Below are 10,870 nucleotides of genomic sequence, written 5' to 3'. Positions count from 1 at the left end.
TTGCGGAGCGTTAGGTCGCCGGTTCGAATCCGGTCGGGTCCGTACCTTTAGTGGTTCTTAAATTGGTTTCACACGTAATAGATGTGAAAATAATGTCAGAAATAGAAAATAACCCAATGGAGAATTTCTTGTTTGGAATCAAGAGTCCAATTACAAAGGACCGTTATTCAAGAAGATTAGGTAACTTTTTTGAATTTCTAGAGTATGGTGGTTCACTTGAGACACAGGCAAAGCAATTCATGCTACATGCAATTTTGTTGCCAGACGGTAAGGTAATGACTATGGGAAGTAATCCTACAAGAAAATGTGTTGAAAAAAGAATAGAGATTTTTTCACCACCATATCTGTTTGCAGGAGACAGACCAGTAATTGATGATGTTAAATCTGTGTTAAAATATGAAGAATCATTTGAGATTCAAATGCATGATGGTACAGAGATCCTGGATACTGCACTGATAAGACCATCCAACACTACACACTGTCTTAATCCTGAACAACGCTATATTGAGATCGACACTGTGCAAAATGGGGATAAGATTTCCTCAAAGATTCCAAAAAATGAGAACTTGGTTCCACCGGGATACTATATGTTATTTGTCAGAAATCATTCGGGAGTACCATGTATTGCACCATTTGTGAGGATAACGCATTAGATAGGAGCAAATAAGATGCTGAAAACAACTGAATGGTGGGAATTCATGTTGACCTTAATGTTTGAGGATAATTTTGGAATAAAATCCCAACATGCTTGGTTTTGTTCATACATTGGGATTTTTTTGTCCTAACTTGAACTCATGACACTGTATCTTGGCATATGGATTCTCCACTAGAGCCTAGACTATTTGATATTTTGGCAGCACTTGATAATTTCTCTCAAAACAGAAAGGGAGTAAGCAATAATTATAGTATGACTGAGCCTAATGTGTGTTCAATTACTGGTGTTAACTTTTTTGGACATTTACTGGACACAAATTTGTTTAATGAAAATATTAGAGCAATAATTTCTGAAAATTTTACAGAATGGAGTTATGGAAAATGAAAACTAGACTTTTGATAGTCATTGGATGTATTGGGTTGATTGGTGTTACAGTAATTCAGTATTCTTATGCATCTTGTGCTACAACAATTCTACCAGAACCTTGTTTTGACAGCTTTCTAGTATCACAAGAACCTCTTACAGAAGAATTGATCATGGATACTATATACAGAAATCTTGAAATAAACTATGATGGCTGAATTCAAACTGACAGAAGCTGGACAAGCACTGATGTGATCTATTAACATCCAACAATAATTTGTACTGCGTTTGATTGGAAAGATCAGACCCACTACCGAATGTTACAATGGAAAGATGACTATAGAATTTCAAGTTTAGAAGATTATAGAAATGATTCAATGTGTGACAAGTGGTTTCCTCCAATGTCTCTAGATGCTGCAAACTCTAGTTTTAATTGCAAAGAAGCAGTAAAAAATGAAATTCCCACTGACTGGAAATACAATTGTTATGATGAACCTATGGGTAATCCGCTAAGAGACATCAGCTTGTCCAAATCTGATGATCCACAAAGATTGCAATTCATCTTGGAGCACTGTGAAAAACATGGCCCACTTGATTATGTTGGAGAACTAAGATATCTTAATGACACCCATTTGATAGATCTTGATACTTGTAAATGGGATACTAGATCCAACAGTGGAATAAGTTTGGACAGAACTGTTTATACTGTACCATTTTCTGGAGAAAAATCTGAACAAGCAAAGGTACTTTGTGAAGATGAGCATGTGCTAGTATATGGAATATGTGTTCCAAAACCAAAACCCTCTGATTTTCGAGATTTGCAAACTGGCGAAACCATATCAAATCCTGAAGTGATTGTAGTAATCCAGAGTCTTGGAGCAATACTCATAATTTTATTCATTGTAATTTATGCAATAAGGAAGAGAAGAAAATGAAAACTAGAAAATCTATTATGATGTTGATTCTACTTGAGTAGTTCTAATTCTATTTAGACAATTCCCATTGAAACTGAATGGATTAAAGTGTCTAAACCTACTTTAAATCCCAAATGCATGTGTCGTGATTAAATGAATGGGTACTGTTTTCAATTATTTTAACAGGTGCAAATCCTCCTGGAGTACAAAACTCTACGTATGGATTGCCTCCTGTAGATTTTTCTGCTGGTGCCGGAATACATGCCAAAGCTTTTTCAGCTCCCACTAGTGCATTTTCAGAACTCCAGTATCTTCCTGTTTTTTGTTTTTCAAGAATTTCAGGACATGTGATTGTTTTTAACATCTCTTTTTCTATTGCAGCATTTGGATACACCACGTTGTATCTATAATCAAGAGATGCGCCAAAAATTATTGCAACTACAACAACACACACCATAGGAATTATCCAGAATCGCAAGGATTCTTCATCCATGATTCTATATGGGTAATACTCTATTTAATCGCTTGAATTATTGATGATCTGTTGTAGCTGTTTGTTCATATAGTGTGAATTCTACGACATGCTTAAAAGACAAGATTCAAAGGTTTGAGAATGGACAAGGTTGGGACAAAGAATATTGTGTTTGCTGCAATTCTGTCGGTAATTGCAATAATTTTGGGAAAAACTATGGGATGTTACTTTGAAAAATAAAAACTGGAACTGATTAATGAAGAACAGTCCGATCGGGTCCGTCTATCATGTATGTCCGGAACCTTTCCTGACTACTCCATTTGGAAAGTTTGCCACAAACTTGTAGTCATCTATAATCCGATTCTCCGCTTCTTCTGTAGTAGATGACCTCTAGACATCTTCTGCAACACACATTGCAACAACCGTCGCACATTCCTGTCACTAAAATTGAACATGGTTTTGTATTGAAATTAGTTTGGCCTCTAGTGTGCATATTGCTTGAAAATATTTTTTTCTATTAATAGTGTCCAATGATTTTTTTCTAGTGCTAACCTGATCTAATATTTTATATGTTTTTAAGGTATTCTTTAAAGTTTTTTGTATGAATCTTAGAAACAAATTTTTGATTGTGATGATGATCAGCTCAATTCCAATGATTATAATAGCAGGCACCTTGAACTACCATGCTTCACAATTTCATATTACTGAAGATACATTAGATCATCTTAATGCTATTGCAACCATCCAAAAAGAACGAGTTAATGATTCTATAGACCGAAATCTTGAAAGACTGCAAAGTGTTACTAGTAGAACACAGTTACGTTTGAGTCTTGATGCATATAACCAGAACCCTAATGAAATTGATGGGGATAAAATCCGCCACATTCTAAATGACACTGTAGCCTCAATTGCAGATTATGAAGAGATTATAATTTATGATTTAAACGGCAATGAAAAGTTCTCAACCATGAATTATGCATCACATAATTTTATTCCAGATGATATAATTTCATCTGATCAAGACAATTTTCTTAACTTTGTACATGATGGAATAAATCCAAAACTTGTAATGTCTGCACCTCTAATTCTTGATGAAAAAATTCTTGCAACTCTTGTGATAGTTGCTATTCCTGATTCCATCTTGGATATTACTAGTGATCATACTGGATTAGGTCTTACTGGAGAATCATTTTTGGCTCAACGCAATGCAGATGGTGATGCTTTGTTTTTGACTCCACTACGATTTGATTCTAATGCACAGCTAAACAAAGTTATATCTTCTGAACAATCAAATGTTCCAATAATTCGTGCACTATCAAAACAAGAATCTAATTTCATAGACACTGTTGATTATAGGGGTGTTGAAGTCTTATCCTCCTCAAAATATATTGAAAAAACAGATTGGGGATTAGTAGTAAAAATTGACAAATCTGAGATATTTCAAAATCTTACATATGTCCAATTAATTTCAGCTGGAAATGTTTTTGTTGTTGCGATAATTTCATTGATTTTATCCATTCTGTTTTCACGAAACATATCATCCCCAATCATTGCTTTGCGTAAAGCAACCAAAGATATTGCTAAAGGAAATCTAGAGACTAAGATCACACTTAACGGACCTGATGAAATTATTGGGTTAGCATCTGATATCCAAACAATGAAAACTGAATTGGAAAAAGCAGAAAACCGCATAATAAAAAATGCTAAAATGTATGCTGTGAGTGAATTTTCATCACGACTGATTAATGAACTAAAAAATCCTTTAGATGTAATTTTTACACTTGTATATCTGATAAAAAAAAGAAATCAAAACATATTGAGTGATAAAGACAAAGAAGATTTTGAACGCGTATCTATTGCTTCTGACAAACTAAAAGATCATATTGACAATTTGCTTGTTCTTGTTGGAAAAAATATGAAAAAAGAGAAAATTTTGCTCTCTAAAATTATCACAAAATCATTAAAATCTGTGATAATTCCTGATAAAGTGATTGTTAACAAACCCACTGAAGATTATGAGCTTGTATGTGACCCTCATAAAATAGAAATCGTTTTTGTTAATTTAATTAAAAACGCAATTCAAGCAGTTAATGGGGAGGGAACAATTACTATCAAAATGACTAAAGAAAAGAGTTATCTAAACATTGATTTTATTAATTCTGGCCCTGATATGCCTGATGATGTATTATCTAAACTGTTTGAACCATTGTTAACAACAAAACAAGAAGGACTTGGGTTGAGTCTTGTTAGTTGCAAGACAATTGTTGAACAACACGGTGGAAAGATTACAGTAAAAAACGATCCTACCACCTTCTCTGTAATTTTACCTCTAGATGACAACCTTTCATAATTATAAAAATTAAATTTTAAATAAAAACTGAGTTTTGTCTACTTTTGACTTTCAGAGATAAATTAATTCATTGTTCGAAACTCCTTTGGTTAGAATTATTGTATTTTGTTATATTTTATGATTGGATTAAAATAAAAAATGACAGACAAATTGTCTGTCAAAATGAGGTGCACTAGAAAAGTTATAGGTTGGTTGCAATAAAGGCACCAATACCCATACCCATTACAACACCAATGCTCATACAAATAAGATCGAATTTTACGACCTTCTTGAATGGGGCCTTAACTATTTTATTCCATGTGTCGATTTTTTGAGTTTGCATATCTTTCACCTCGGAACACCATTCAAGCTTCCAAATTAATTAACTACGAGCGAGTTGACTTTGTTTTGGTTGAAATCAACTATCTTTTTCCTTATTAATCAAAATCAAAGTCATTTTGTATGTGTGACCCAGGCATAGCATGTCAGAGTGATGCTCTTGTATCCGGACAGCAGAGCCTGATGACACACAAATAATTAGAAATGAACTTTCTCGTGATTATTTTACCTGGAATTATTTTACCGTTTTTGGTATTGCCGCCAGCTTTTGGATTCAATGACATGGATACACGATTTATGGAAAACGCTAAAAATTTTTACCAAGAAAAAAAATATGATGAATCTATTTTAGAATTAGATAAAATACTGGAAATAGAACCAGAAAATGTTGATGCGCTAAATATGAAAGGCTCAATTTTATTACTTCAAGGAAAATATGTTAGCTCCTTGCAAAATTTTGAACGAGCTGCAAGTATTGATCCAAATAATTTTGACTCTATTAACGGAATAGGAAATTCGTATTACTTTCTTGATAGGTATGATGATGCTTTGGATTATTATGAATTTATCTTAAAAAAAGATAGGAGAAATGCAGATGCTCTCGTAGGAAGTGGTAATGTTTTACTAAAGTTAGAGCAACATGATGATTCTATATTATTTTTTAATCTTGTATTGGAAAGAGATCCCAATAATTTAGCAGGACTGCAAGGAAAAGCTGATGCGTTATTAGCTACAAATCAATATGGTCCTGCTATGAGATTCTATGAAAAAATTCTTGAAATTGATCTTGACAATGTTAATGCCTTAAATGGAATTGGTAATGTGTTCTTAGAATTAGAACGATATGATCCTTCTAGAAACGCCTTTAACATTGCACTTGAAAAGGATCCAGAAAACATTACTGCATTGCTAGGTTTAGCTGAGATACATTTTCTAGAAGAAAAAAACATCAAGTCTCACAAAATTTATGAGCGGGTATTACAGCTTGATCCTGATAATACAAAAGCGTTGATTGGAGATGCATCAGTTTTAGTCGAATTGGGTAGAATTGATGATGCATTGGAATATTTTGATGAAGCCCTTGAACTTGACCCTACTAATCAAGCTGCAATTAGTGGTAAAGATTTGATTTTAGAAGACAAAGTAGGCGATTCACTTGACTTGATACTGATTGTTACAATTATTGGCAGTATCACGTCAGTCTTTTCATTTATTGTTGTAATGTTCAAAATTAGAGAAAATGCAGACTTGAGGCGTAGATTGATAGATTCTAATGAACAAATTGAGGATTTGGTGTATAAAATGATGAAGAATATGGCCAAAAAAGAATCTAAACCTTTGAATAAAGAGATTAGAAACTAGAATTTTTTATTGCAATTAGAATATTAAACTATGAAATTGTTCGCAATTGCTATATATCATCAACACAATTTTTTGATGTGAGATTCACTCTCAATGTTTTTGTTGTTTCAATATCTGTTTTAGGATTACTTTCCAGCCCATTTTCATTTGCTCAAACCATTGATGATGAATTTGAAAATATTACAATTGAATTAGAAGAATCTATCTCTATTACTAGTGAGGATACAGACACACAAGATACAGACATTGATAGTATAGCGAGCAATTTAGGACAACAAGTTTCAAATTTTGTTCATGAATCACGAGAATTATTTAAACAACAAAAAGCAGAGACTAAAGAAGTAATTTTACAATGCAGAGAGAATATGAGAAATGCAGAACCCTCTGAAAGAAAGTCAGTTAGAGAGGAGTGTAGATCTAATTTAGAAGAAATTAGAGAATCTTACAAAGAACTTAGAGAAATATATCGTGAGACTTTTAAAGAATTTAGAGAAAACATGAAGATATTCATACAAGAATCAAAAGGCCTACCAGTTAATTCTGCTCAAAGAGATGCCGCAATAGCAGATATTGAATCTATTTCTGATTCAACTGAAAAAAGGGAAAAATTAAGAGAACTAAAACAGAAAATAAGTGAACAACTAAGAGAAGAGAAAAAGCACCTGCGTGAACAAGAAAAAAGAGAACGTGATGAATTACGAGAAAAGCACAAAAACGAACGTGATGAACTAAAAACAATTCTAGCTGGTTCAGATGGCGCAAAAGATGCAGCAAAAGAAATTAGAGAAGCATCACAAGCAATTACAAGGGCAGAAAAGAAAATCAATGAAGCACAAAGGGATGGAAAGGATGTTTTTATTTCACTAGAAAAATTAGATGAAGCAAAAGAACTTTTAATATTTGCAAAAGACCATTTTGCTGCTGATTCTTTTTCCAAAGCTGAAGATTTAGCAGAGGATGCAAAAGATTTGGCATCTGAATCTAGAATGAAATTCCTTGGAAAATCTGCCGAAAATCTTGATGATAAACATGAAAATGAATTAGAAATTGAAGTGGAAGTAGAAGATGGAATTGCTAAAATTAAAATTGAAAAAAATGATGGTGAACGAGAGTTTGAAATTGAATGGACTAATGAGCAAAATATTATTGCAGAAATTGCTTCTGTTACGGGATTAACTATTGCACAGATAGAAGAAGTAATTGAATTTGAAATTGATTCTATCAAAGATGAGGGTGAAGATGAGGATGAAGACGACGAATAATAATCTGAATCTTAAATAAAAAATCTGTTTTCTGTGATATGAATATCTTAAATATTATGACATCATATGTCAATAGTGACTCAGGAAGATTTCAATTTTTCATCAATCAAGGTTCAGGATATAATGAGACGTGCTTTGATTACTGTCAATACTAATACTACTGCACTGCAAGTGGCAAAGATGATGGAGCAAGGTGGAATAGGTGCAATCATTGTAAAAGATGCCGACAATCTTGTTGGAATTGTTACTGACAGAGACTATGCTACAAAAATTGCTGCAAACAGTCTTTCCTTAGACACTCCTGTTGAGAAAATAATGTCTTCTCCATTAATTACAATTAATCCAGATGAGTCAATTTCTGCAGCTGCAAAAATGATGGCCACTAAAAAAATAAGAAAACTAGCAGTATCTGATAACGGCACCATTACTGGAATCATCACTTCTACTGATCTAGTAAATCAACTAGCAAAATAACTAGAAAGTTTTTGTCTTTCTAAGAAATATTGTAACTGATGCCATATAACATCCTGTGGCAATTACTTCTGAAATCAATGATGCCAAAAATGGTTCAATTCCTATTTCTAGAAAATAATACAAAGTTGGCCATCTTATCCCAAGATAAATAATCTCTCCAACCCCAAAAGAAGAAACTAAAGCAAGTAACTCTTTTCTGATTAACTCCTTTCCCATTGATTTGTAGCGATCTTTGTTGTCCCAGTAAAATAATCCTGAAAATATTCCAAAGTAAACAACATAACCAAAAATTATTGTAAATGTTGTGTTAAGATAATTGTCATAGTCAGATAACATTTGTGCAAATACTGCAGAAAGTGATGCTGAAATTACAAAGCAAATTAGAAAACTTCTGTTAATTCTCAGTAACTGCTGATTTAATTTCATGATTTTTTTAAAATTTGATAACTAATATTTTGTTAGAATTTTAAATAATCATGAATAGATGTGAGTGGGCAACTCAAGAACCAAACATTACCTATCATGATAAAGAATGGGGAAGACCTCAACATAATGATCAAAAATTGTTTGAATTTTTAATCTTGGAGGGTGCCCAGGCTGGTCTTTCATGGGTAACTATACTAAAGCGCAGGGAAGGCTACAAAAAGGCATTTTCTAATTTTGATGCGCTCAAAGTTTCAAAATACTCTCAAAAACATGTATCAAAACTACTACGAGATGAATTCATAATTCGAAATAAACTCAAAATCAATTCTGCAATAAATAATGCAAAACAATTCCTTAAAGTCCAAGAAGAGTTTGAGTCTTTTGATAGATATCTTTGGGGCTTTGTAGGTTACAAACCAATTAAAAATAAATTCAAAAAATTATCTGATCTCCCCACATCTACTGAAATATCTGAAAAATTAAGTAAAGATCTAAAAAAACGTGGATTTAGTTTTGTGGGCCCAACAATATGCTATGCCTTAATGCAGGCAATAGGCATGGTAAATGATCACACTACTGGATGCTTTTTGTATGGAAAATAATTTTTATTCTCCTCTATTTCTGATAAAGCATGGCAGAAGGAAAATTTGCAACATCTGTTTCCTGTATGGATGGAAGAATTCAACTACCACTAGCACAATGGATTAAAGAAAATTATTCTGTTAATTATGTTGATGCCATTACAGAACCTGGTGTTGACAAAAAAGTTGCAGACAATTCTGATCTTGAATCAATTAAGACAAAAGTTGGAATTTCAATTAATGCACACAAATCCGAACTAATTGTAGTGTCAGGTCACTATGACTGCGCTGGAAATCCTGTATCTGATGAAGAGCACATATCTCAAATCAAAAAAGGTGTGGATGTGATTTCATCTTGGAACACTGGCGCTAAAGTTATTGGAGTTTGGGTTGATGGCTCTTGGAATATCAACCCTGTCTAGAATAATGGATTCAAAACTTTCTCATTTTTCTAAAACAGCTGGACCTGGAATCTTATTTGCCTGTACTGCAATAGGTGTGTCTCATCTTGTTCAATCTACTAGAGCAGGCGCAGATTATGGCTTGCTGATTTTAGGGTTTGTGGTTGTAGTTACTTTGTTAAAATATCCTTTCTTTGAATATGGTTCTCGTTATGCAAATTCTACTCAAACTAGTATAATTGATGGATACAAAAAACTTGGAAAACCTGCATTGTGGTTGTACTTTTTCATTACAATTGCTTCTATGTTCTTTGTTACAGGAGCTGTAGGATTTGTTACTGCAGGATTCTTTGAGAATCTTTTTGGACTTGATTTTCTTGGAGAATGGACGATAATCATTTTGTTTGCTGTCTGTGTTGGCATACTTGGAATTGGAAAATATCATGTTCTTGATAGTTTGATTAAGATTATTGCAATAGTTTTGCTTGTATCTACGGTTTCAGCATTTCTACTTTCTCTTTATAATGGCCCTATAGAGCCTGTTGCAGGATTTGAACCAAAAGATCTTTGGGGTGTGTCTGGAATCTTTTTCTTGCTTGCACTAATGGGGTGGATGCCAACTGCAGTTGATCTTTCTAGTTGGAATAGTTTGTGGACGCTGGAACGAATGAAACAAACAAACTACAAACCAAAACTCAAAGAAACTTTGTTTGAATTCCGATTGGCATATCTTATCACGGGAATTCTTGCAATAATGTTTGTCACATTAGGTGCCTTCATCTTTTATGGTTCTGGTCATGAATTACCAAACAACAATGCTCTATTTGCAAATGAGATTGTTTCATTGTACACTAAAACAATTGGGGATTGGAGCTACCTGATAATTACTGCATCTGCATTCACTGTTATGTTTGGAACCATAATTGCAGTGTTTGATGGATATTCTCGTTCCTTACAAAGAACAATAGAGTTGATTTTTACCAAAAAAGAGGAAAAAATACACACAAAATTTCGAACCTTGTATGTAGTGTTCTTACTCGTAATCGCTACAGGCTCACTTGTTGTAATATTTCAGTTTGGGAATAATCTAAAGGAATTAGTTGATTTTGCAACAGTTCTTTCATTTATTATTGCACCTATAATTGCAGTATTTAATTTCCGACTAGTTACTGGTAAATTCCTGAATAAAGAATCTCAACCATCTGGGATATTGAGGATTTTGAGTTTTGCAGGAATAATTTTTCTTAGTGGATTTGCAATGATATTCTTAATTATGAAGTTTTATTCATAAT

14 protein-coding genes are annotated in these 10,870 nt (G+C 33.2%); 11 read left to right on the top strand and 3 right to left on the bottom strand.

What is annotated here, in order from left to right; translation table 11 throughout:
• Positions 1-92 precede the first annotated feature (92 nt).
• The 4 genes from C6989_RS07710 to C6989_RS07695 all read left to right on the top strand — a co-directional run bounded on the left by C6989_RS07710 (position 93) and on the right by C6989_RS07695 (position 1,953).
• On the top strand, positions 93-653 hold the full coding sequence (locus C6989_RS07710) for a galactose oxidase early set domain-containing protein (RefSeq protein ID WP_182126825.1): 561 nt from the start codon (positions 93-95) through the stop codon (positions 651-653).
• 161 nt (positions 654-814) lie between these two features.
• On the top strand, positions 815-1,039 hold the full coding sequence (locus tag C6989_RS07705; RefSeq protein ID WP_148703677.1) for a hypothetical protein: 225 nt from the start codon (positions 815-817) through the stop codon (positions 1,037-1,039).
• On the top strand, positions 1,036-1,236 hold the full coding sequence (locus tag C6989_RS07700) for a hypothetical protein (protein ID WP_182126824.1): 201 nt from the start codon (positions 1,036-1,038) through the stop codon (positions 1,234-1,236). Before C6989_RS07705 ends, C6989_RS07700 begins: the two co-directional genes overlap by 4 nt.
• Before the next feature lie 99 nt (positions 1,237-1,335).
• Positions 1,336-1,953 carry a hypothetical protein gene (locus C6989_RS07695; protein ID WP_182126823.1) on the top strand — a complete coding sequence of 206 codons (618 nt, stop codon included), beginning with the start codon at positions 1,336-1,338 and terminating at the stop codon, positions 1,951-1,953.
• A 97-nt stretch (positions 1,954-2,050) separates the two neighbouring features.
• Here the strand turns inward: C6989_RS07695 and C6989_RS07690 are convergent, their stop codons facing one another.
• Positions 2,051-2,425, bottom strand: a complete 375-nt coding sequence (locus C6989_RS07690) for a hypothetical protein (RefSeq protein WP_182126822.1) — start codon at positions 2,423-2,425, stop codon at positions 2,051-2,053.
• A 580-nt stretch (positions 2,426-3,005) separates the two neighbouring features.
• On the opposite strand from C6989_RS07690, the gene C6989_RS07685 reads away from it, so the two are divergent.
• A complete protein-coding gene (locus tag C6989_RS07685; protein WP_182126821.1) occupies positions 3,006-4,754 on the top strand; it encodes a sensor histidine kinase in 1,749 nt (582 codons plus the stop codon).
• A 181-nt stretch (positions 4,755-4,935) separates the two neighbouring features.
• On the opposite strand, the gene C6989_RS07680 is transcribed toward C6989_RS07685, so the two are convergent.
• Entirely contained in the window at positions 4,936-5,076 is a 141-nt protein-coding gene (locus tag C6989_RS07680) for a hypothetical protein (protein WP_182126820.1), read from the bottom strand.
• Positions 5,077-5,276: 200 nt separating this feature from the next.
• Between C6989_RS07680 and C6989_RS07675 the strand changes: the two genes are divergently transcribed.
• From C6989_RS07675 to C6989_RS07665, 3 genes are all read left to right on the top strand, one after another.
• Positions 5,277-6,434 carry a tetratricopeptide repeat protein gene (locus tag C6989_RS07675; protein WP_255464670.1) on the top strand — a complete coding sequence of 386 codons (1,158 nt, stop codon included), beginning with the start codon at positions 5,277-5,279 and terminating at the stop codon, positions 6,432-6,434.
• Between the two features lie 77 nt (positions 6,435-6,511).
• Positions 6,512-7,696 (top strand): hypothetical protein, encoded by a 1,185-nt coding sequence (locus C6989_RS07670; protein WP_255464669.1) that lies wholly within the window; start codon positions 6,512-6,514, stop codon positions 7,694-7,696.
• Between the two features lie 66 nt (positions 7,697-7,762).
• Positions 7,763-8,170, top strand: a complete 408-nt coding sequence (locus C6989_RS07665; protein ID WP_237087645.1) for a CBS domain-containing protein — start codon at positions 7,763-7,765, stop codon at positions 8,168-8,170.
• Here the strand turns inward: C6989_RS07665 and C6989_RS07660 are convergent, their stop codons facing one another.
• Positions 8,171-8,596, bottom strand: a complete 426-nt coding sequence (locus tag C6989_RS07660; protein WP_148703670.1) for a hypothetical protein — start codon at positions 8,594-8,596, stop codon at positions 8,171-8,173.
• Positions 8,597-8,646: 50 nt separating this feature from the next.
• On the opposite strand from C6989_RS07660, the gene C6989_RS07655 reads away from it, so the two are divergent.
• The 3 genes from C6989_RS07655 to C6989_RS07645 are packed head-to-tail and all read left to right on the top strand — an operon-like array spanning position 8,647 to position 10,869.
• Positions 8,647-9,198, top strand: coding sequence for a DNA-3-methyladenine glycosylase I (locus tag C6989_RS07655; protein ID WP_148703669.1), 552 nt, complete (start codon positions 8,647-8,649; stop codon positions 9,196-9,198).
• 29 nt (positions 9,199-9,227) lie between these two features.
• Positions 9,228-9,599 carry a carbonic anhydrase gene (locus C6989_RS07650; protein ID WP_148703668.1) on the top strand — a complete coding sequence of 124 codons (372 nt, stop codon included), beginning with the start codon at positions 9,228-9,230 and terminating at the stop codon, positions 9,597-9,599.
• Entirely contained in the window at positions 9,571-10,869 is a 1,299-nt protein-coding gene (locus C6989_RS07645; protein WP_237087644.1) for an NRAMP family divalent metal transporter, read from the top strand. Before C6989_RS07650 ends, C6989_RS07645 begins: the two co-directional genes overlap by 29 nt.
• The last annotated feature ends 1 nt before the right edge of the window (position 10,870 follow it).

The sequence above is a fragment of the Nitrosopumilus sp. b2 genome, from assembly GCF_014078535.1.
In the GTDB taxonomy this organism is placed as follows: Archaea; Thermoproteota; Nitrososphaeria; order Nitrososphaerales; family Nitrosopumilaceae; genus Nitrosopumilus; species Nitrosopumilus piranensis.
Note: the sequence above shows the minus strand (reverse complement) of the source record. Positions and strands in the feature narration are given on the sequence as shown.

Coding starts and splice junctions, on each gene's coding strand:
- C6989_RS07710 (WP_182126825.1), top strand. CDS start 93: ATGTCAGAAATAGAAAATAACCCAATGGAGAATTTCTTGTTTGGAATC.
- C6989_RS07705 (WP_148703677.1), top strand. CDS start 815: ATGGATTCTCCACTAGAGCCTAGACTATTTGATATTTTGGCAGCACTT.
- C6989_RS07700 (WP_182126824.1), top strand. CDS start 1,036: ATGAAAACTAGACTTTTGATAGTCATTGGATGTATTGGGTTGATTGGT.
- C6989_RS07695 (WP_182126823.1), top strand. CDS start 1,336: ATGTTACAATGGAAAGATGACTATAGAATTTCAAGTTTAGAAGATTAT.
- C6989_RS07690 (WP_182126822.1), bottom strand. CDS start 2,425: ATGGATGAAGAATCCTTGCGATTCTGGATAATTCCTATGGTGTGTGTT.
- C6989_RS07685 (WP_182126821.1), top strand. CDS start 3,006: ATGAATCTTAGAAACAAATTTTTGATTGTGATGATGATCAGCTCAATT.
- C6989_RS07680 (WP_182126820.1), bottom strand. CDS start 5,076: ATGCAAACTCAAAAAATCGACACATGGAATAAAATAGTTAAGGCCCCA.
- C6989_RS07675 (WP_255464670.1), top strand. CDS start 5,277: ATGAACTTTCTCGTGATTATTTTACCTGGAATTATTTTACCGTTTTTG.
- C6989_RS07665 (WP_237087645.1), top strand. CDS start 7,763: ATGTCAATAGTGACTCAGGAAGATTTCAATTTTTCATCAATCAAGGTT.
- C6989_RS07660 (WP_148703670.1), bottom strand. CDS start 8,596: ATGAAATTAAATCAGCAGTTACTGAGAATTAACAGAAGTTTTCTAATT.
- C6989_RS07655 (WP_148703669.1), top strand. CDS start 8,647: ATGAATAGATGTGAGTGGGCAACTCAAGAACCAAACATTACCTATCAT.
- C6989_RS07650 (WP_148703668.1), top strand. CDS start 9,228: ATGGCAGAAGGAAAATTTGCAACATCTGTTTCCTGTATGGATGGAAGA.
- C6989_RS07645 (WP_237087644.1), top strand. CDS start 9,571: ATGGCTCTTGGAATATCAACCCTGTCTAGAATAATGGATTCAAAACTT.